17 protein-coding genes are annotated in these 20,818 nt (G+C 40.5%); 7 read left to right on the top strand and 10 right to left on the bottom strand.

The window, feature by feature from the left end:
* Positions 1-15: 15 nt before the first annotated feature.
* Positions 16-3,210 (top strand): CHAT domain-containing protein, encoded by a 3,195-nt coding sequence (locus H6G74_RS13045; RefSeq protein ID WP_190968071.1) that lies wholly within the window; start codon positions 16-18, stop codon positions 3,208-3,210.
* Between the two features lie 48 nt (positions 3,211-3,258).
* Here H6G74_RS13045 and H6G74_RS31185 read toward each other — a convergent pair whose 3' ends face one another.
* The 5 genes from H6G74_RS31185 to H6G74_RS13020 form a co-directional block, all read right to left on the bottom strand.
* Complete coding sequence (locus H6G74_RS31185; protein ID WP_313888480.1) at positions 3,259-3,441, bottom strand: type II toxin-antitoxin system RelE/ParE family toxin; 183 nt, start codon at positions 3,439-3,441, stop codon at positions 3,259-3,261.
* A gap of 99 nt (positions 3,442-3,540) precedes the next feature.
* Positions 3,541-3,729 (bottom strand): hypothetical protein, encoded by a 189-nt coding sequence (locus H6G74_RS13035; protein WP_190670631.1) that lies wholly within the window; start codon positions 3,727-3,729, stop codon positions 3,541-3,543.
* 95 nt (positions 3,730-3,824) lie between these two features.
* Positions 3,825-4,547, bottom strand: coding sequence for a DevA family ABC transporter ATP-binding protein (locus H6G74_RS13030; protein WP_190968070.1), 723 nt, complete (start codon positions 4,545-4,547; stop codon positions 3,825-3,827).
* Positions 4,548-4,600: 53 nt separating this feature from the next.
* The gene (gene devC, locus H6G74_RS13025; RefSeq protein ID WP_190968069.1) at positions 4,601-5,779 is read right to left on the bottom strand and encodes an ABC transporter permease DevC; all 1,179 of its coding nucleotides are present in this window, start codon (positions 5,777-5,779) and stop codon (positions 4,601-4,603) included.
* Positions 5,776-7,011 carry an ABC exporter membrane fusion protein gene (locus H6G74_RS13020; protein WP_190968134.1) on the bottom strand — a complete coding sequence of 412 codons (1,236 nt, stop codon included), beginning with the start codon at positions 7,009-7,011 and terminating at the stop codon, positions 5,776-5,778. Before H6G74_RS13020 ends, devC begins: the two co-directional genes overlap by 4 nt.
* A 220-nt stretch (positions 7,012-7,231) precedes the next feature.
* Here H6G74_RS13020 and H6G74_RS13015 point away from each other — a divergent pair, with 220 nt between their 5' ends.
* The 3 genes from H6G74_RS13015 (at position 7,232) to H6G74_RS13005 (ending at position 11,362) form a co-directional block, all read left to right on the top strand.
* Complete coding sequence (locus tag H6G74_RS13015) at positions 7,232-8,119, top strand: TetR/AcrR family transcriptional regulator (protein ID WP_190968133.1); 888 nt, start codon at positions 7,232-7,234, stop codon at positions 8,117-8,119.
* 335 nt (positions 8,120-8,454) lie between these two features.
* On the top strand, positions 8,455-9,927 hold the full coding sequence (locus tag H6G74_RS13010; RefSeq protein ID WP_190968068.1) for a TldD/PmbA family protein: 1,473 nt from the start codon (positions 8,455-8,457) through the stop codon (positions 9,925-9,927).
* Between the two features lie 94 nt (positions 9,928-10,021).
* On the top strand, positions 10,022-11,362 hold the full coding sequence (locus tag H6G74_RS13005) for a TldD/PmbA family protein (protein WP_190968067.1): 1,341 nt from the start codon (positions 10,022-10,024) through the stop codon (positions 11,360-11,362).
* 269 nt (positions 11,363-11,631) lie between these two features.
* On the opposite strand, the gene plsY is transcribed toward H6G74_RS13005, so the two are convergent.
* Together plsY and H6G74_RS12995 are read right to left on the bottom strand one after the other, a co-directional pair.
* Entirely contained in the window at positions 11,632-12,321 is a 690-nt protein-coding gene (gene plsY / locus H6G74_RS13000; RefSeq protein WP_190968066.1) for a glycerol-3-phosphate 1-O-acyltransferase PlsY, read from the bottom strand.
* Positions 12,322-12,514: 193 nt separating this feature from the next.
* Positions 12,515-13,993, bottom strand: coding sequence for an amidohydrolase family protein (locus H6G74_RS12995; RefSeq protein ID WP_190968065.1), 1,479 nt, complete (start codon positions 13,991-13,993; stop codon positions 12,515-12,517).
* 295 nt (positions 13,994-14,288) lie between these two features.
* On the opposite strand from H6G74_RS12995, the gene H6G74_RS12990 reads away from it, so the two are divergent.
* Complete coding sequence (locus tag H6G74_RS12990) at positions 14,289-15,083, top strand: aspartyl/asparaginyl beta-hydroxylase domain-containing protein (protein ID WP_190968064.1); 795 nt, start codon at positions 14,289-14,291, stop codon at positions 15,081-15,083.
* Between the two features lie 75 nt (positions 15,084-15,158).
* On the opposite strand, the gene H6G74_RS12985 is transcribed toward H6G74_RS12990, so the two are convergent.
* Both H6G74_RS12985 and H6G74_RS12980 read right to left on the bottom strand, forming a co-directional pair.
* Entirely contained in the window at positions 15,159-16,136 is a 978-nt protein-coding gene (locus H6G74_RS12985) for a DUF4437 domain-containing protein (protein ID WP_190968063.1), read from the bottom strand.
* Between the two features lie 151 nt (positions 16,137-16,287).
* On the bottom strand, positions 16,288-17,628 hold the full coding sequence (locus H6G74_RS12980) for an aromatic ring-hydroxylating dioxygenase subunit alpha (protein WP_190968062.1): 1,341 nt from the start codon (positions 17,626-17,628) through the stop codon (positions 16,288-16,290).
* Between the two features lie 221 nt (positions 17,629-17,849).
* Here H6G74_RS12980 and H6G74_RS12975 point away from each other — a divergent pair, with 221 nt between their 5' ends.
* Entirely contained in the window at positions 17,850-18,248 is a 399-nt protein-coding gene (locus H6G74_RS12975) for a nuclear transport factor 2 family protein (protein ID WP_190968061.1), read from the top strand.
* A 31-nt stretch (positions 18,249-18,279) separates the two neighbouring features.
* Here H6G74_RS12975 and H6G74_RS12970 read toward each other — a convergent pair whose 3' ends face one another.
* Positions 18,280-18,756: a hypothetical protein gene (locus H6G74_RS12970; protein ID WP_190968060.1), complete on the bottom strand. Its 477-nt coding sequence runs from the start codon at positions 18,754-18,756 to the stop codon at positions 18,280-18,282.
* Positions 18,757-18,995: 239 nt separating this feature from the next.
* On the opposite strand from H6G74_RS12970, the gene H6G74_RS12965 reads away from it, so the two are divergent.
* Complete coding sequence (locus tag H6G74_RS12965) at positions 18,996-20,024, top strand: 1-acyl-sn-glycerol-3-phosphate acyltransferase (RefSeq protein WP_190968059.1); 1,029 nt, start codon at positions 18,996-18,998, stop codon at positions 20,022-20,024.
* Positions 20,025-20,818 lie beyond the last annotated feature (794 nt).

Below are 20,818 nucleotides of genomic sequence, written 5' to 3'. Positions count from 1 at the left end.
ATAAAAAATTGCTATATGCAGAAAATTCTTATTAGTATATTGGCTGCGTGTGTTTACCTAACGCCCTTAACAGTAACACTCATCGCTCAACCCAGTTGGGGAGAAACAAAAACACCCCAAGCAGAAACAGCCAAAAAATTACTAGAGCAAGCAAGACAAAAGTTAGGACAACAAGAATATCAACGAGCTATACCCCTATTTCAGCAAGTTCTAACTATGGCACGAGAACTGAAAGACCAAAAACTTGAGGCACTCGGACTCCATGAGCTAGGGTTTTGCTACAACGCATTAGGAGAAAAGCAGCAGGCATTGTCATATTACAATCAAGCTCTACCCCTATTGCGTGCCGTGGGCAACCGCGCTGATGAAGCCAGAACTCTTAATAACATTGGTAAAGTCTACTCAGATTTAGGAGAAAAACAGCAAGCCCTGTCATATTACAACCAAGCACTGCCCCTATCTCGTGCCGTGGGCGATCACGCGGGGGAAACCACTACTCTCGCTAACATTGGTGGAGTCTACAACGATTTAGGAGAAAAGCAGAAAGCACTGTCATTTTACAACCAAGCTCTGCCTCTATATCGTGCCGTGGGCGATCGCTCTAAGGAAGGCACTATTCTCAATAACATTGGTGGAGTCTACAACGATTTAGGAGAAAAGCAGCAGGCATTGTCATTTTACAACCAAGCTCTGCTCCTATCTCGTGCCGTGGGCGATCGCTCCGGTGAAGCTAGAACTCTCAATAACATTGGTCTAGTCTACAACGATTTAGGAGAAAAGCAGCAGGCATTGTCATTTTACAACCAAGCTCTGCCTCTATATCGTGCCGTGGGCAATCGCGCTGGAGAAGCTACTACTCTCAATAACATTGGTGCAGTCTACAACGATTTAGGAGAAAAGCAGCAGGCATTGTCATTTTACAACCAAGCTCTGCCTCTATATCGTGCCGTGGACAATCGCTCCGGGGAAGCTACTACTCTCAATAACATTGGTGCAGTCTACAACGCTTTAGGAGAAAAGCAGCAGGCATTGTCATATCTCAACCAAGCTCTGCCTCTATATCGTGCCGTGGGCGATCGCTTTGGGGAAGCCGCTACTCTCAATAACATCGGTGGAGTCTACAGCACATTAGGAGAAAAGCAGCAGGCATTGTCATATTACAACCAAGCTCTACCCCTATTGCGTGCTGTGAGCAATCGCTCTGGGGAAGCCAGAATTCTCACTGGCATCGGTGGAGTCTACAACGCATTAGGAGAAAAGCAGCAAGCCCTGTCATTTTACAACCAAGCTCTGCCTTTATATCGTGCGGTGGGTGATCGCATGGGAGAAGCTACTACTCTTAATAACATCGGTTTAGTCTACTCAGATTTAGGAGAACAGCAGCAAGCCCTGTCATTTTACAACCAAGCTCTGCCTTTATATCGTGCGGTGGGCGATCGCGCGGGGGAAGCTACTACTCTCAATAACATTGGTGGAGTCTACTCAGATTTAGGAGAACAGCAGCAAGCCCTGTCATTTCTCAACCAAGCTCTGCCTCTATCTCGTGCGGTGGGTGATCGCACAGGGGAAGCCACTACTCTCAATAATATCGGTTTAGTCTACTCAGATTTAGGAGAACAGCAGCAAGCCCTGTCATTTTACAACCAAGCTCTGCCTTTATATCGTGCGGTGGGCGATCGTTCTGGGGAAGCAAATACATTAGGTAATAGAGGTATATTATTTCAAAACACAAATCGATCAAGTGAAGGTATTACTGATTTAGAAAAATCTTTGCAAATAAGCTTAGAATTGCGCCGGGGTTTACAGCAAGAAAATCGCCAAAAATTTTTACAGCAAAATGATTGGAGTGCAACTGCTTTAGTAAATGTCTTGATTGATCAAAAGAAATATGACCAAGCTTTGGTATGGGTTAACTTGTTCAGCACTGCTGATTTAGCTGATTACAATCGTCTAATTAATGCTAAAGTTGCCAACCCAGAAGCACAAAAGGCTATTGATAAATGGAATCAAAAAAATCAACAACTAGAATCTCAACGACAACAACTGCAAAATAACTTTTTGCCAGATTTCGCCCAAAAATTTCGTCAATTAGAAACACAAATTTATCAAGAAGCTACAAATATATCTCGCCAATTCCCCGAAGTTGCCGAACTCTTTGAAACCACACCCGCCGATGTTGACAAGCTTAAATCATCCATACCCGCGAACACAGTAGTAATTCAACCAGTCTTACTTAAAAACGTGAGAAATATATCAAATTCTCTAGCAATTTTTATCTTAACTAATAATAAAGTAACCGTTATTAAAACATCAATTAATCCCAATGAGTTTGATCAAATACTCACCCAATATCTAGAGCAATTAGAAGATGACAGTGATTTTGGCTATGCAGAAAATAGCATTAAGTTATATGACATCCTTATTCGACCTGTAGAAGCTGAAATTCAAAAATTACAACCCAAGCAATTAAGCATCATTGCCACAGGTAAACTCCGCTATCTGCCTTTTGAAACCCTTTACGACATTAAAACTGAACAATATTTAATCGAGAAATATCCCGTCAATTATCTCACTCGCATTTCCACAAGCTCTTTAGGTTCACCAAAAGCAACCACAAACCAAGCACCAAAAGTCCTAGCCTTTGGTAATCCCGTACCTCATCATCCACAAAATTTGCAAGGTGCAGAAACAGAAGTTAAGGAAATCACGAATAAATTACCAGGAAGTGAAGCTTATCTTGGCAGTAAAGCTACCCTGGCAAATTTCAAAAATCAAGCTTTACGTTTTAATTTTGTCCATTTAGCAACTCACGGCTGCTTTCAAGATACAGACTGTACAACATTCAATTTAAAAAATAATTCATTGCTGTTTGCCGATGCACAATATAACATTGCTGATGCAGCATTATTAGGTTTAAAAGGTACACAATTATTAACCCTGAGTGCTTGTCAAACTGCCAAAAAAATTGAGGATAAAGGCTTAGGCATTTCTGGCGTTGCTTATATATTTGAACGTGCAGGTGCTAAAGCAGTAATGGCGGGGTTGTGGTCAGTTGACGATAAGGAAACCCCAAAACTCATGATTGATTTTTATGTAAATCTCCAGCAAGGTATGACTAAGGGTGAAGCATTACAAAAAGCCAAATTGCAGCAAATTAAACGTCATCCCTATTACTGGTCGCCATTTGTCATCATTGGCGACGTACGGTAAATATAACAGAAGTATGCGTGAATGTTGGGTTCCGTTCCTCCACCCAACCTACACCTGTGTGAATTGCTGCGAGCCATGTATAACAGCCAAAACCTCTATTTGTTCAGGCTTAATGTAATAAATAATTCTATATGAACCTTCAATGACTTCACGAATCTGCTCTGTTTCAAACTCTGGCACAATTCTGCCAGATAAAGGAAATTTAGCAATTTGTTCCGAACGTCTGGTAATTCGGTCTACTATCCTTGCTGCATATTGTGGTGAGTTTTGGGAAATGTTAAGTGTAGATAGCTGATAAGTTTTCTATAGCTGTTTCTGTCCAAAAAACTTTCACTCTGGTAGTCCGAATTTTGCCCTAACTGCTTGTACAGAAGTTACTCTACCAGCCTGAGAGTCAGCAAGTCCAGCCTCAATTACTTGTCTGACATAAATCTCATACATTAGGTCATCCCATGTACAATTATCTGGCAATTGCTCAATTAATTTTTTGGCTTCTTCTTTGATGTTTAGTTTTTCCATATATGTTTAAACAATCGCTTTATGTTTATATTGTAGGCGATCGCAATTCCCTCATCACTTGGTGCAAGATGTGAATACATTCAACGCAGAATAGCTTAATTTTCCATCGCTACAGCACTCACCCCATCTCGCACCAGATGTCCATCTTCCATGTAAATAATTCGGTCAGCAATATCTAAAATACGGTTATCGTGGGTGACTAGCAAAATTGTACAGCCTTGCTCTTTGGCAAGTTTTTGCATTAATTCCACCACATCGCGCCCAGATTGTTTATCGAGGGCTGCTGTTGGTTCATCTGCCAAGACTATTTTAGGTTGATTTACTAAAGCACGGGCGATCGCTACCCGTTGTTTTTGTCCCCCAGAAAGGCTATCAGGATAGTAATTCAGGCGATGTTCTAACCCAACTGCGGCTAACATTGCTTGGGAACGTGTCAGCATTTCTTGGGGTGCAATTCCACGATGCACTTCTAAACCCATACGTACATTCTGAATTGCTGTTAAACTACCATGCAAGTTATGAGCTTGGAAAATATATCCATTACTGCGTCGAGCTTGGGTTAATTCTTCACTACTAGCATGACAAAGTTCTCGATTTAATACTTGTAAACTACCAGATTGGGCAGACCGCAAGCCACCTACTAAGGTTAATAATGTAGTTTTACCTGACCCAGAAGGGCCAGTCATAATGATAATTTCACCAGCGTTAATGGTGAGATTGATATTAAATAATACTTGTTTCCGCAGTTGCCCTTGACCAAAGTAATGGTCAAGATTTTGGATGGATATAACAGGTTTAGAGGAGTAATTAGTTTCCATATCGAGTTTTTTACCTCACGCAGAGGCGCAGAGACGCGGAGAGTTATGAGTTTTTAAAACATATCGGCGGGGTCGGCGGATTGGAGTTTGCGAGTGGCGATCGCTCCAGATAAACTACACATCATTATTGTTAAAATCAATACGAATAATGCCCGACTTGCTGTCATATATATGGGTAAGTTTGTCGCCGTGGCAGCTAATTGATAAAGTCCTAATGGGAAGATAAAGCCAGGAATAAACCCCAAGACGGCTAAGATAATTGCTTCTTCAAAAATGACTCCGAGTAAGTAATAATTGCGATAGCCCATTGCTTTAAATGTGGCATATTCTTTAATATGAGCATTCACATCAGTTGATAAGACTTGATAAACAATAATCACACCTACAATCACACCCATTGATACACCTAAACTGAAGATAAAACCAATGGGACTTTCGGTTTTCCAATAATCTTCTTCAAATTTGATGTATTCTGCGCGGGTTAATACTTTGACATCTTCACTTTGGAGATGTAATTTTAATGCTGCTGCAACTTGTTGGACATCATAACCTGGTTGAATATTAATTAAACCGAGATTAATACTGCCTACTTGTCTTCTCGGAAATAAGCGCAGAAAGTTTTCATCACTAGAAACTAATGTGCCATCAGCACCAAATGATGCGCCTAATGTAAATCCACCACTCAGATTTATCGTGTGTTTATCTACTTCTGTGGTGACAGTTTTACCTGCATCAAGTTGCTGAACAACTTTTTGATATTCACCTCTGGATGCGCGATCAAAAATGAAGGTATCTGGTAGTTTAATTTTGTCTAATTGGCTTTGAACTCCGGGAATGTTTAAGGCGGATTGTTCCGGGTTAAAACCAATGGCTTGCATAGAGGTTTTGCTGCGGGTTTGGGGATTTTTCCAAGTCAATAAACCGATATACATGGCTGTAGCTGATTTCACACCGGGTACATCTGCGGCTTGCAACAGTCGCCGCCGAGAGAATGTCGCTAAATTCTGCATATTCCGGCTTTGGGGACTGAGCAAAATAATGTCTGCAACGAGGGCGCGATTTAGGCGGGTGTTGCTGTCATACAGTGCATTTTGAAAACCTAGCTGCATAAAAATCAGCACATCAGCAAAGGCAATACCAGCTAATGCAACTAACAAGCGGCTTTTATGATGACTGAGTTGCAGCCATCCCAAAGGTGTGCGGCGTTGCAGTTCTTGAATAATTCCTGTCATAGTTCAATCACCGCTTTGACTTGTAAATTGGTAAATTTGGCGGCTTTGCTGCTGGAAGCTTCATCTAGTTGCACATGAACTTCCACCACTCTAGAGTCAATATTTTCGCTGGGATCTGTGTTGATCACATTTTGTCGTTGGACTTTCCAGCCAATCCAATCTACTGTTCCCGACAATTCACCAGGGAGAGAGTTGCTAGATATTTGCACTTTTTGTTGCGGACGAATTTTGCTGACATCACTTTGATAAACTTCTACAACTGCATACATCTGGTTAGTTTGTCCAATTTCCACGATGCCATCGCTAGATACTAGTTCACCAGAACGTGTATGAATATCGAAGACTACACCTTCTTGGGGCGATCGCACATAAGCTTGATCTAAGTTTGCCTTGGCTTGGTTAGCGGCTGCAACTGCCCGATTAATTTCTGCCTTTGCGGCTTGTACATCTACGGGGCGGACTTCGGCAATACTATTTAAGCTGGCTGCGGCTGACTGGACTTGCTTGCTACCTGTTGCCGTAATTCGCCCTAAAACTGCCTTAGCTTCACTAATTTGTTTGCTACCAGTACTATCTATGCGGTTCAGATTGGCTTTGGCTTCACTCAACTGCTGGGTGATTGTATCTACACTCAAGCGTTTACTATCAAAGGTAGAAAGGGAAATTGCACCTTCGGAATAAAGTTGCTGATAACGACGGAATTCGGCTTCAGCATTTTTTAATTCTGCTGCTAATCTTTTGATTGTTGCTTGTTGAGCAGTCGTCTCACCTTGCCATTGTGCTTCTAACCGCGCAATAGTTTGCCTTTGTTCTGTTTCTTCACCGAGATTTTGGGCTTGTACACGGGCAACTTCGGCTTGTTGGGCGGCAATTTCACCTTGTTTCGCACCCGCTTGCACTTTCGCTAAATTTACCCTCGCTACTTTTACAGCTTCTTGAGCTTCTTGCAAAGCTGCCTGGAGGCGATCGCGGTTATCTAAAATTGCAATTAATTGCCCAGCTTTGACTGTATCGCCTTCTTTTACCAGCAACTTCTCAACTCGACTACCTTGACTAGCCGCCGGAGCCGAAAGTTTAATTACCTGTCCCTTGGGTTCTAGTCTCCCTAACGCCGTCACCGTCTTAATTTGCGGTAAACTGACCTCGGTTGTGGCTGTATTCTGAGTGGGCGTTGATTGCACTTGCCAAAATTTATAACCTGCGATCGCAATACCTAAAGCAGCTGCCAACATTATTAGCTGGCGAGAATTAGGTTTGAAGTATGCGGAACCCCTAGCTACTGCATTACTCACTGTAAGCCCCCTTTCGTTTAGGACGCTAAATAAACTATATTGTTTAATTATCTGTAAATAAACTAAACCGTACATTACAATAATGTCAAGAGTCATCCAAAAATTTCTTTTTTAGGGAATAGGGGTATGGGGAGAATCATAAATGACGAAAAATCAAGACATGAAATATAAAAAAAGACAGATAGAGCAAGATAATCCAGACCGTTCAGCCGAGAAAGTCGATGCTATTCTCGCTGGTGCAATCCAAGAATTTCTGGAAAATGGCTATGCAGCCACAACAATGGATAAAGTGACATCTGCCGCCGGAGTATCTAAAACAACCGTTTACAGCTATTTTCAAGATAAAGAAACATTATTTGCAGCATTAGTTGAGCGACTAGTAGGAGAAAAATGTCTGCCATTGTTGAACCCCCAAGACCCAGAATTTCACCAAGGCGACCCTAAAATCGTGTTGCGTTTTGTAGCGAAGGGTATTTTAGATGAAGTTACTTGCGAACCAGAATTTCTCGGCTTAATCAGATTGATTATTGGTGAATCTGGGCGATTTCCGTCACTAGCCCAAGTATTTCTCAAAAATATCGATAAATCGGGCTTAGATTTAATTAGTCAATATTTTGCCGCCCATCCAGAACTTCAATTACCTGACCCCCAGGCAGCTGCACGTATTTTTATTGGTACATTAGTTCATTTTATGATTACTCAGCACATGCTGCATGGTAAAGAGATTATGCCAATGGAGAGCGATCGCCTAATTGATAACTTAGTTAACTTAATCACCATTAACCTAACTCCTAAAACTGAACTTGCAGATAAATATACTGGTACAAGACAGAAAACACCAAGACGCAAACGTACATCCTCCGGTAAATTCCAAACAGACTACAGATCAGAACCTAAACAGTTAAGGTCGATTCGACTCACAGATACAGCCTGGGAAAAACTCGCAGAATTAGCTGCTGAAAATAACCTTACCCGCAGCGAAATGATCGAAATCTTCGCCCGTCAAAGCAACCTAGAAAGGGAGTCGGGAGTAGGGAGTGGGGAATAGGGAAGAGAGGGAGAAAAACTTTTTTAACTAGGACTTACGCAAGAACTCTCTTAAACTCTCATTCCTCCGTGACCTCTGCGCCTCTGTGGTACCCTCCGGGAAGCCGCTTCGCGTCTACGTTTTTCCAGACCCTGTGCGTAAGTCCTATTAACGTTGCAATTAATGTATATACATGGATATTTTGATTGACTCAATGTATATACATGGAAAAACTCATTCCCCTATTCCCTACTCCCCATTCCCCATTCCCTCCATCCTGGGTAAATTTGCTAGAGTTAACACACTAGGATTTTTCAGTTAAATTCCTGAAATTCAGCCAGCAGACGAGGCTACCCATGCTTACAAGTACCCTACTTCTCTCGAACCAACTACCAACTTTAAAATACTCCTCCACAACAGAACGATTCGATGAAACATGGGAAGCCCCCCTGGCAACCCTTTTGGGACTAGGACGCGCCGCCGGTGCTGACTTCATCGAATTTTTCTTAGAGCGCCGCAACTACATTAGTTGTTTAGCAGAAGACGATGCCATCACCAGCATTTCACCCAGTTTGGCCACAGGCGCAGGTGTGAGAGTATTTCGTGGCAAAGCCGACTGCTATGTTAGTACCAACGACCTTTCCTTTACTGGGTTAAAAGCAGCTTTAGAAAAAGGACTTTCTATTCTAGGGTTACAACTACCCGCCCCCTATTCCTTCATCCCAGAAATCAACCTGGAATTATTGCGCGACTACGCCAGCAAACGAGGCAAAGATGGTTGGTTAGGACTGTGTAGCTCTATCCGCGAAATGGGCGAAGTTCTCTTAGATGGAACTGCGGCTCTGAACAAAAAAGCCAGCCATATCCAATCTCGCCGCGCCACTTATTTCCGAGATTGGCAAGAAGTTTTAGTCGCATCTAGTGATGGCACCTTTGCCCGTGACATTCGCCTCACCCAATCGGTAGGATTTAACTTGTTGTCTGCCGATGGTGCCAATCGTTCTTCCATCGGTGAACGTGCAGGCAATACCAGCGATGCTAACTTTCTCAGAACTTGGGACTACACCCAAGCCGCCGAGCAGATAGCCGAATCTGCTGGCAAAATGCTGTATGCAGATTATGTGGAATCTGGTACTTACCCCATCATCATGGCCAATCACTTTGGCGGCGTAATCTTCCACGAAGCCTGCGGACACTTACTAGAAACCACCCAAATCGAGCGTAACACTACCCCATTTGCTGATAAAAAAGGTGAAAAAATTGCTCACGAAAGTCTAACAGCTTGGGATGAAGGACGTTCTGATTATGCCTTCGGGACAATCGATATGGATGATGAAGGTATGCCGGCACAAAGAACATTACTCATAGAAAAAGGCGTTCTCAAAAACTTCTTAGCAGATAGAGCAGGTTCTTGGCGCACCGGACACCCCAGAACAGGTAGCGGCCGCCGCCAAAATTATACCTTTGCTGCTGCCAGCCGGATGCGTAACACTTATATTGCCACTGGCGAATACACCAACGAAGATTTATTTGCCTCCATTGATAAAGGCATTTACTGTAAAAAAATGGGCGGTGGTAGTGTTGGCGCTACAGGCCAATTTAACTTTAGTGTTGATGAAGCTTACTTAATAGAAAACGGCAAAATTACCAAGCCATTAAAAGGAGCAATTTTAATCGGTGAAGCCAAGGAAATTATGAATAAAATTTCCATGTGTTCCCAAGATTTAGAATTAGCACCTGGCTTCTGTGGCTCCGTTAGCGGCAGTATTTACACCACAGTCGGACAACCACACATCAAAGTTGATTCCATAACAGTAGGTGGACGTTAATTATCCATATATCAAACCACAGATGTACACAGATATCTGCGTCCATCCGCGTCCATCTGCGGTTAATTTAAAATCCAAAATCTAAAATTTGACTATGCCTAATATCACAGAAATCTCCAATTACGCCAAGGAAAACGCTGATAAACTTGGCATCAAAAAATTTGACATTTATGGCTCAATCATAGACGAAACGAGTGTACAAGTAGATCAGGGTGAGCCAAAACAAGTTAAAGCTTCCAATCGCTCTGGTGTTACCGTGCGTGTTTGGAATGAACAAAACACAATTGGCATTACCAGCACTACAGATGTAGACCCCAAAGGCTTAGAATTAGCATTAAAAACTGCCTACGAAGCTAGTTTCTTTGGTGTCAAAGAAAACGTTCCAGATTTTAGTCCAGAAGCAACAGTTCCGATTGCTCATCCATCAGAAGATAAAGCACCCCAAGCCCCAGTTTCTGAATTAATAGAAAAATTACTAGTAGCAGAAAAAGAATTACTGTCGGCTCATCCAGCAATTCAAGGCGTACCTTACAACGGTTTAGCACAAAGAGATATTGACAGATTTTATCTTAATAGTGATGGTGCAGTCAGAACCGAGTCTCACTCCATAGCATCAGTTTATCTGTACAGCAAAACAGAAGAAGAAGATAAAAAACCTCGTAGCGGGAATAGTTTTAGAATTAGCCGTAGTGTTGATGAGCTTGATATCAATGGTTGCATCAAAGAAGCCGCAGACAAAACTATTAGTCACTTGAACTACGAAAAAGTCAAGTCTGGTAAATATTTAGTTGTTTTCTCTCCTGACGCTTTTTTAAGTTTGTTGGGTGCTTTTTCTAATTTATTCAACGCTCAAAATATTTTAGATAAGCAAAGTCTGTCTACTCCTGATGATTTAGGCAAAGAAATCGCTTCCCCATTAATTTCAGTCTACGATGATGCACTGCATCCGGCTAATATTGGTGCCGAAACTTTTGATGGCGAAGGAACACCAACTCGTCAAGTAAAATTAATTGAGAATGGTGTACTTACAGGCTTTCTTCACAGTGCTGGTACAGCTAAAAGACTAAATGCTCAACCCACAGGTAATGCCAGTATTGGTGCAAAAGTGAGCGTCAGTCCTAACTTTTATCATGTCTTTGCTGCTGCAACTCCTGAGCAAGAATTTAGTTTAGCAACTGCGGAAAATGTCATTTTAATTGATGATTTACAAGCTCTGCACGCTGGGGTGAAAGCTTTACAAGGTTCGTTTTCTTTACCTTTTGATGGTTGGTTAATAAATAAAGGCGAGAAGACAAGTATAGAATCTGCTACTGTTGCTGGTGATTTCTTACAAGTTCTCAAGTCTATTGTTTACCTAGAAAAAGAAGTCGAATTAACTCCTGGCGGTGTTTCTCCGAGAGTTTGGGTTGATGGACTTTCCATTACTGGGGAATAACATCTCAGAAAAAGTAGCGACTGTTGGGTGCAACGAAGTGGAACTCAAGGGACTACCAACTGAAAAAATATCCAATCATCAGGAGTAGCAAAGGAGCAGGGGAGCAGAGGTAGAAAAAGGCTATAAAATCAGTTTCATCGAGACTACCTTCTGGAGACAGCGCGTTGCGGAGGACAGTTGCGTGGGCGGGTTTCCCGACTTGAGCAAACTGTCCGTTGGGGTTCCCTCCGTTGTAGCGACTGTCTTCCTCCTGCTATCACCATCAACAATTAAACAGTTTGTTCTGTTTTTTCGGCTTCTGTAACTACTTTCTGCCCAATTTTGGGTTCAGTTCCAGCTAAAAGACGCTCTATATTACTGCGGTGGCGAATAATTACATAAAAACCACCAAGAATACTAAACAAAATATAAGGTAATGGTTGGTGGAAAACTAACATCAAAATAGAAACAGCGATCGCACCAGAAATTGAACTTAAGGATACAATTCGGGAAATAGCGACAACAATGGCAAATACTCCCAAAGTTGCCAAACCAACTTGCCAACTCATCGCCAATAATATCCCTAAACTGGTAGCCACAGATTTACCACCAGTAAAGCCCAGAAATATTGATTTACTGTGTCCCAAAATTGCAGCTAAACCCGCTAATATCACCATCCAGGGTTGCCATAATTGCAAATCTACGGTTTTGGGAATGAAGTTGGCAGTAGCGGCAAAATTCAAGAAAGCATAAACTAAAGCGATCGCTAATACTCCTTTTAAGCAATCAACTCCTAAAACAAAAGCTCCCGGCCCTTTACCCAAGGTTCTTAATACATTCGTTGCCCCTGTTGAACCAGAACCCACTTCTCGAATATCAATACCTGTTAGCTGCTTCACGGCAATATAGCCAGTGGGAAAAGAACCCAGCAGGTAAGCTACTACGAAAATCGCTGCACACAAACTTAACCAAATAGCCATAAACCATCCACACAAGAGTCCGTAGTCAATAGTTTAAACAATTGTGTCCTTGATGGTGCGATCGGCCGGGTGGGGTTATTCAGTTTTAGTCAGTTCAGTTAAGAGAATAGTAGCGACTGTCTTAACTGAACTGTATTGGATTATGATTAGGACTGACGCATAAAGGCTGTCTGTTAAATTTCTACTGTTGAATTTATCCCAAGATAGAGCGTTTTAAATAACTTCCAGTCGGTGAACCTACAACCTGTCCGTTGTGATAAATCAAATTTCCTCGCAAAAAAGTACTTTTCACCCTTGCGGTTAACTCCATCCCCTCAAATGGTGTGTAACCTTGTTGTGATTCTGACTCAGCCGCACTTACTACAAAACTTTCGTTAGGGTTTACTAACACCAAGTCTGCATCATAACCAATAGCAATATCTCCTTTTTGCAATACACCAAAACGCCGCGATGGGTTCCACGATAGCAACTTAGCAACATGGTTGTAAGACATTCCCCGCTTACTACCTTCACTTATTACACCCGAAAGTAGATATTCCGTACCGCCGAAACCAGACTTGGCTAACCAAATATTATGGGGGTCTTTCGCACTGCGTTTTTGTTCCGCAGAACAGCAAGCATGGTCACTCACTATCCAATCTACTTGATTATCTAATACCGCTTGCCATAAATATTCCACATCAGCACGGGGACGAATTGGTGGGTTAACTTTTGCCCAAGTACCATTAGGACTATCAACATCTAATAGTAAATGTCCTACTGTCACTTCTCGCCGGAAATTAATATGAGGAAAAGCAGTTTGCATCGTCAACGCTGCTTCCATTGCTTTGCGCGAACTCAGATGTAATAAATTGATATTTGCACAGTTAGTTTCATGTGCTAAATAAGCAGCAATACAAATTGCTAAACCTTCAGAATGAGGCGGACGTGCTGCACTATAAGCAGATAGTCCAGTCAGGTTAGAATCATTGGCGACTATTTTGGTATAAGCGTTGAGAATTTCGGCAACTTCGCAATGCAAACTTAAGCTAATAGTATCTCGTGCTGTTGGATATTCTTCCATCAAGCGAGTTATACCACGCATAATAAATTCAAAATGGGCAAAATCGTAGCGTTCTTCTTGATTAATCATCAAAAACAAGTTTTGCTGGTCTGACAAACCATGCAACCCATAACCGCCATAAAACATAAAAATTTTAAATGAAGATATCCCATGTTCTGTAAACAATAAAGGTATTTCATCGATATGTCTGCTGGCTATTGGTGCGACATGATAGCTGTAATCAACAAAAAAATTACCTGCGGATAATGCCAATACTTCAGGAAAAAAATCCTGGTAAGAACCACCTTTGTTGAGATAATATTGTCCGGTGCGAATGTAATTTAAACTAGTTGTGACTCCTCCCATTGCGGCGGCTTTACTTTCTGTGACTGCATCTTGATCGAGGGGTTGATAAATGCCAATGTGCATGTGAGCATCCACAACCCCTGGAAAGCCGAGTAAATTTTTAGCATCGAAGATTTCTTTGGCTTGTGTGGCGCTAATATTAGGGGCAATTTCCACAAACTTACCATCTTTAATGCCTAAATCCAGTAGTTCGACTGCATCCTGATGAGGGCGAACAACCTGAACATTTTTAATAACTTTATCTAATAAAGGAGGTTCAGACACAGTAGACCTCAGACTAAAATAAGTATATTCACATCTTGCGCCAAGCGACTGAAGTCGCAGCTACACGGACAAAACCCGCCTGCGCGGGTTCAGAATATTTGATTTTCTGTTAGTCCGCGTGGTGCGCCAAGCGCAGCGCAAGCGCGATAGGCGGACTTTGTTTTTGTAGCCGCGAATTCCATTCGTCGAGGCTAGATGCTGGTTTAACCAGAAATTTTTATATATTACTGGAACCTCGGCTAAAAACTATGATTATGTAATAGTTTTTTATTCAAATAGCTTCAGGATAAAAACAATGGCAACTTTTAATGAATATCATCTCGACCCCAATCAATTTCCGTTTCTCCAAAGTCTTCAAGATGAATGGCAAGTAATTAGGGATGAATTTACGGGCTTTAGGCAGCAGGCATCAACTGAAGAGTTAAAATTTGCTTACGATGTTTTGGGGCCTAAAAGTAAAACAATTAAAACCAAGGGTGATGCAAAATATAGTGCCTTTGGAATTTTATTTCAAGGGTTATTTATTGAAGAATATATTCAATTACATCAAATCCAATATCCAGATTATGCCACAGAGGAGGCAGCAGCAAAAGCTTTAAGTTTAAGAAATAAATATTTTCCAAATTTGGCGAAGGTTATTGAAAAAGTAAACTTTAATGAAGATAATATCCTGAGAAATGTTTATTTTGGGACATTTCATCCAGGCTTAGATATCAAGCTGCATGTTAACTATAACCCACACATGAATCGCGGCTATTTGGGCTTGATTGTGCCGGAGGGTGATGTGGCTATGAAAATCTGCCATGACAAGCTTTATTGGGATGAAGGTAAGTTTTTGATTTTAGATCATAGCTATCCCCACTGTCCGCACAATTACACTGATTATGACAGAACTGTTTTGGTCGTAGACTTTTTTAAACCAGAGAAACCTAGAGCAGAAGTCAGAGAATTTGAACAAGAACAAGTTACACAACGTATGCAAGATAATCCTTACAGTTTAGGGGTGTTTGGTAAAAGTGATAAAGCAACAGTGGAAGATTTTATTAAGTATGGTTTAGCTCATCAATTAGAGTGGGATAAGGCTTTGTAAGTAAAATTAATTCACAGGCAAATGTCAACTAGATTCTTGAATTTTGATTTTAGACTTTTGCCTGCCATTGACTATTTACTTGTGCTGATTCAGCGCAGACTGGAGACGTGCATCATCTTGCTGAGTAATATCTGGGTTATGCAGTATCCAATAACAATCTAAGCGATCGCGCGTCCGAAATAACACCAATGCGCCACTTTCTGTCCAGAATGGGCCGTGGGGAACATGGGCAGGTCGCCAATAGTAACCATCTTTGCACATTGCTGCATAACGTCTATTAAATGGATCATCGCTCATTGACCAATGTCCCAGTACATCTCCACTGATGACATAAGCTTCTTCGGTAGTAGGATGACTTTCACAAAAGTTGCTTCCAATCCACATTGGTACTAAGCCAAGAACCCAGGTGGCGCGTCCAGTTTTTTTGTTGGTATACAAACTTTTACGTGCTGAACCAGGGGGTAAGAAAGTTGTGCTTTCCCATTTCATGGCGTGGAGTTCTTGCAATGGTACATACTCAGCCATGCGTGGGTGCGTCTGCATATTCCCGTGGTATAAAGAAGTGGCGGGAATTTGCTCTAGACTGGCATAATCTTCTGTAATATAAGTGGGAGTAGCATCTGGCATCCACAACAGAATTGTGTCTTCTTCAGTTTTCCAAGGGCCTGTAGGTATACCAGCCGGGATATATGAGTAACTGAGATTGCGAAGTTTAAATCCACCTTGGCAAAGTGTACCAGTCAGGACGAAAATTTCTACATCTGTGGTGAAATGACCGATAGGTGCATTCCAACCTTGTTTGAGGATGACTCGTTGTGTAGATTCACCAGTACTGTCGTTGATGGATAAAATCTGAGTCGTACCATATTCACCAGTAACAAAGTTTGTTACCTCAAACAACACTTGCGGGAAGTTAATCACTGAGTTGAGTGATGCTTCTGTTTCAATATGTTTGCGTCCTGTCCAAGTTTGATTACTTGTGTCTGTCTGTGGAAGGTTCACATTGTGATGTTGTAAATATGAACTTTTATTATCTTCGTATGCTTGCACCATATTTATTTGCGATATCCATGAATTGATAATTTACAAAAGTTATACTAAGTTGCTTTCAGAAATAGTATTACTACTCCCCACTCCCTACTCCCTACTCCCACCCCAGGTTACTATCTTTGATTGAAACTTGGTATTAGATTTAGCTGAAAAACTAATGACGAGTATAGGCACGTTCAAATTTAGTTTTTAATTGCTGTGCCGCAAAGGCTAATATTACTGCTAATAAACCACCCACTACAGCTACAGGTTTAACCCAAGAGTTATCTGTAAGTATAGCTAAAGCAGCAAGAGCGATCGCTACCCCAATTAAAATTTGTTTGCTGAAGTTTGTCACCTGATAAGCTTGATTGCAAGAATTACAGATTTGAGTATGTTGGGATAATCTATCCAAAGTCAGCGAATTTTTCTGTAACTCATCGCTATGAAAGTTTTTCTCTGAGTCATAACCTTGATAAAATGGCAAACCCTGACCAAATTTATCTAACCACTTGCGATACTCAACTACTAATGTATCGGAAGTCTTGAGTGGTAAATAAATTTCCTTGAGACTTTTTCCTAAACGCTCAATTTGTCTTTTTTGTTCGACAACAATTTGCAAATCCCCTTCTAAAATTATGTTACGGATCATAATATGGTCGAACCATCTAGGCATCAGCTTTACTTGCCAAGGGAAGAAATTTCCATAATTTCTGACAAAAACTCGACAACTGTCTTTACTTAAAGGTAGGGAATACAAAACTACTCCCCCAAATTTATCTGTATTACTATTGTCAGACTGATAAATAACTAAGTTAGGTGCAACAAAATTTAATAACGACCAAGGCTGATGCGGTTGTCTGGTGCTGCGCCATCTCCCCCGAATGCCTGATAATGAACTATCAAGAACTTCTAGGTCAAGTGGTTGGGCATTTTCACGTTTACCAACAACACCATCATGGCTAATGTAAACATGGGCTGGGTCAATGACATTTTCAATAAAATATGTTTGGTCGTAAGGTAAATCGCGGATGTAATCTGTACAAAATACCCCTGGTTTGTCTAATTCTGGGATGGTGGGGATTAATTCTTCAATAGGTTGTTCTTGCCCAGCCCACATCCAAATTATCCCTTGGCGTTCTACCACAGACAATGCTTTCACACAGGCGTTAGCAGGAATTTTGGCATCCTGCGGTAATTGCGGAATATGCAAACATTGACCATCAATCCCAAATTGCCAGCCGTGATATAAGCACTCAATTCTGCCATCAATAATTTGTCCATCAGATAGTCTAGCAGCCCGATGAGAGCAACGGTCTGTTAAACAACCTAATTTTCCTTCTTGATTTCTGAATAAAACCAAGGGTTCATTATATAGGGAAAATCTGTAAGGCTTGTCTTTTGGTAAATCTTGTGTAAACGCAATGGGATACCAGCAGTTTTGCCAATCAAATTCTTGATTGTTTGCTGGTGTTGGCAAGGTTTCAGAAATTGCTTTATCAGGTGCGATCGCCATATATTTTCACTCAGTTTTTAGCTTAAGACATACAAGAAAATAGTAAATATTATTATTGATAATTGTTAATTAACATTTAGGAGAGATATTAAATTATGAAAATTTTAATATCTCTCCCTAGAGAATGATGACTTTATACATACAGTCTGAATCAAACGTTTTGATGTGAGATAACAAATATAGTTTAAAGTTGACGCTGAGTGTATAAATAGTTAAGAACAATGACACAAGACCCTGCAAATACATTAAAAGTTGCTCACCAAGCATTTAAAAATTTTACATACGGTCTAGCGACGGGAGAATGGCAACAGTTTCTCGATATGCTGACAGAAGATTTTACCTTCTGGTTTCCGATGGGTAAGTTTCATGGTTTGAATGTGGGAAAAGAACGCGCCCAAGAGTTTTTTCAATACGTCTCAGAATCTTTTGGTGGGGGAATTAACTTAACTGCTGTTGACAGTGTTACTAGTAATGATCAAACCGTTGTTTTTGAGTTTCGTGACGAAGGTCTATTATTAGGACAACCTTACAAAAACCGTGTTGCTGTGTCTTTTGATGTGCGCGGCGATAAAATTTGTGCCTATCGAGAATATTTTGGTAGCGATGGGAAATCTTATTAATTAATCAAGAATTAATAGCCTATGACTAGTGTTAATTGCGTTCTTTTAATTCTTGACATTTAGCCTCGGCGGCTTGATAAGCTGCTAAATATTCTTTACCTCCCAACATCACATCACCATAGTATTCATAAGGTGTTGTGCCGTAAATTGGTAAGGGATCATCTTCGGGATAATCTTCTTTTGATTCTTCGATGATGGCTTTGAGTTGTTTAGCGTTTAAACTTTGTGCTGCAAAATACCAAAGTTCTTGGTTAGTTTTACTGATGTGGGGTAAGTTGGGATCAATGATACGTGTGATAGCATCTTCCCCAGATGTATCATTTAATTCAATCCAACCATGTTCAACAGGGCGATATGGTTTACCAGCATAAACTAAGAAACCTTGAACATAAATTGCACCCTCTGTTGCTAATGCTGCTTTGTAAGCATTATCAAAAGTTTTATTTGCTTTACTTTTAATGCGTTTAGCAATTGCTAACGAAAAAGTTTCATCCAATACTTTATTCATTTACAGAGGAAATTTCAGTGCGTACTTATATTATTGTATCACTGGCTTAGACTGGATTGAATTGATTTAAATATCAGGCGATCGCTCTTTGTCTTCACAAAAATACTACTAACTACAAATATTGCTAAACGTCAGCGACAAATGTCAATTATTTTACATCTACAGTAGGATGTCTAGTTTAAATCTCAGAACTTAAAATACATACTTAAGTATACCGTTGTCTAATCCGCATAACCACCGTGATTAATCAACACTCCGAGAATGTCTTTCACCAAACGCTAGAAACATCTTCCGACAAAAACTATAAATTTAGTTGGTTTGATTGGGTTTGTCTGTGGTATCCGCCAGGATGGTTAGTTTTGTTTAACCGTCACTGGCAACATTATCACAGTGACCCAGATGGTTGGAATTGGTTGGAATATATATTATTTCTGATACCGGGTGGATTTTATTTAGCACTACTAATTCGATGGTTGCGCTTGGGTTGTCGTCCTCCCAGAAAAGAAGTTGGAGAATTTAACCCCAAATATCAACAAGCTTTTCGGCAAGAAATTTTAGCCCCAATTGTGAAATATTATTTTCAGGGAGAACTACAACACATTGAGCATTTGCCACAAACAGGGCCAATGATTGTGGCGATGAATCATGCGGGGATGTGTTTCCCTTGGGATTTTCTGACTTTGGGTTATTTATTGAGTGAAACACGGGGATGGGTAGTGCAACCCTTAGCCAATGTCTCTTTATTTGAACATCCTTGGATGATTTGGTGGCTACCATCCCAATGGTCGCAGGTGTTAGGTGCAGTGCGAGCAGAGATTCATGACTTTGAGACAGCGATCGCACATGGTAAAATTTTACTGTATGCACCAGAAGGCATACGCGGGCCGGGTAAAGGCTGGCGAAAACGCTATCAACTGCAAAAATTCGATATCAGCTTTATTCAGTTGAGCGATCGTTATCAGATTCCGATTATGCCAGTAGTTTGCATCGGTAGCGAATTTTTACATCCTTGGACTGTTAATAGTAAAAAGTTACAACGCATCATCAGACTACCATTTTTACCCGTATCACCATTAATGTTTATCTTGCTGTTATTTCCCTCAATGGGAGTTTGGGCAATGAAAACACGCTTGCAATACTTTATCCAACCCTTAGAACAGCAGATTCATACAGGTAAAGACCGTGCTGATACTTATCAGAAAGCTCAAATATTAAGAAATAAACTACAAACTCAAATTACTAGAATGTTGAATAATGTAAATTCGTAGAAATACTCAAATTACTTCTCAAGCTTATCCAAGTATAATTTGGGAGTCAAAAGTCAGAATTCAAAATGACTTTTCTACAAAGTTATGGATGAATCAGTGCTGCAATACCAAACTCAATTTTAAATTAGCAGTCTACAAATGAGTGCGATGCTTTGCCACAGTCTCTTATTCTGATTTCTTCCTTTATTTTTCAACAAGAATATTGACTAAAAGGTTGAATATATCTGCATAAATTAAAAACCATTGAAATGGTAAATATAACCGAAATTTATTGTTACATCTAATTCCTAGCTTTATAGTAGTTCTTGTTGATGTTACCCCAGAAGTCAGGATTGTAAATCATCAATAAATCCGCAGTCCCATAGATAAAAAGTTTGCCAATTAGTCTTGATGTAGCAATTTTTTTAAACATTTGAGTATAAACACTGCATATATATATAAATACATAAAAAATCTTCTTTTCATTCCTCAAATTAAAGTTCTGATAAAAAATAAAGAAAATTATAGACTCTTAGTAACTTGTTGTGCCAAGTTATATCTATCAATCACTGAGAAGCACAGTTCAGAGATTGACTTTAGGTGCATCTTCCATTGAACTCACTAGCAAGTAGAAGTTGCTGTTAGATAACTCAGTGAGCTAACCCAGGCAGGATTAAATACTGATTTGCAGGAATGAATTAGCTTTCGCAAAGCAATTTATAGGCTTAGTGCTTAATGGCTTCAAAATTTATTTTTGAAGGAGAGTTTCTGCTGCGGTGCATTTTTATGAAACTTTTTAGATGCGAAAAGGAGAA

Source organism: Nostoc spongiaeforme FACHB-130 (assembly GCF_014698475.1).
In the GTDB taxonomy this organism is placed as follows: domain Bacteria; phylum Cyanobacteriota; class Cyanobacteriia; order Cyanobacteriales; family Nostocaceae; genus Nostoc_B; species Nostoc_B spongiaeforme.
This window is presented reverse-complemented; position numbering and strand designations above follow the sequence as displayed.

Coding starts and splice junctions, on each gene's coding strand:
- H6G74_RS13045 (WP_190968071.1), top strand. CDS start 16: ATGCAGAAAATTCTTATTAGTATATTGGCTGCGTGTGTTTACCTAACG.
- H6G74_RS13035 (WP_190670631.1), bottom strand. CDS start 3,729: ATGGAAAAACTAAACATCAAAGAAGAAGCCAAAAAATTAATTGAGCAA.
- H6G74_RS13030 (WP_190968070.1), bottom strand. CDS start 4,547: ATGGAAACTAATTACTCCTCTAAACCTGTTATATCCATCCAAAATCTT.
- devC (WP_190968069.1), bottom strand. CDS start 5,779: ATGACAGGAATTATTCAAGAACTGCAACGCCGCACACCTTTGGGATGG.
- H6G74_RS13020 (WP_190968134.1), bottom strand. CDS start 7,011: ATGTTGGCAGCTGCTTTAGGTATTGCGATCGCAGGTTATAAATTTTGG.
- H6G74_RS13015 (WP_190968133.1), top strand. CDS start 7,232: ATGAAATATAAAAAAAGACAGATAGAGCAAGATAATCCAGACCGTTCA.
- H6G74_RS13010 (WP_190968068.1), top strand. CDS start 8,455: ATGCTTACAAGTACCCTACTTCTCTCGAACCAACTACCAACTTTAAAA.
- H6G74_RS13005 (WP_190968067.1), top strand. CDS start 10,022: ATGCCTAATATCACAGAAATCTCCAATTACGCCAAGGAAAACGCTGAT.
- plsY (WP_190968066.1), bottom strand. CDS start 12,321: ATGGCTATTTGGTTAAGTTTGTGTGCAGCGATTTTCGTAGTAGCTTAC.
- H6G74_RS12990 (WP_190968064.1), top strand. CDS start 14,289: ATGGCAACTTTTAATGAATATCATCTCGACCCCAATCAATTTCCGTTT.
- H6G74_RS12985 (WP_190968063.1), bottom strand. CDS start 16,136: ATGGTGCAAGCATACGAAGATAATAAAAGTTCATATTTACAACATCAC.
- H6G74_RS12980 (WP_190968062.1), bottom strand. CDS start 17,628: ATGGCGATCGCACCTGATAAAGCAATTTCTGAAACCTTGCCAACACCA.
- H6G74_RS12975 (WP_190968061.1), top strand. CDS start 17,850: ATGACACAAGACCCTGCAAATACATTAAAAGTTGCTCACCAAGCATTT.
- H6G74_RS12970 (WP_190968060.1), bottom strand. CDS start 18,756: ATGAATAAAGTATTGGATGAAACTTTTTCGTTAGCAATTGCTAAACGC.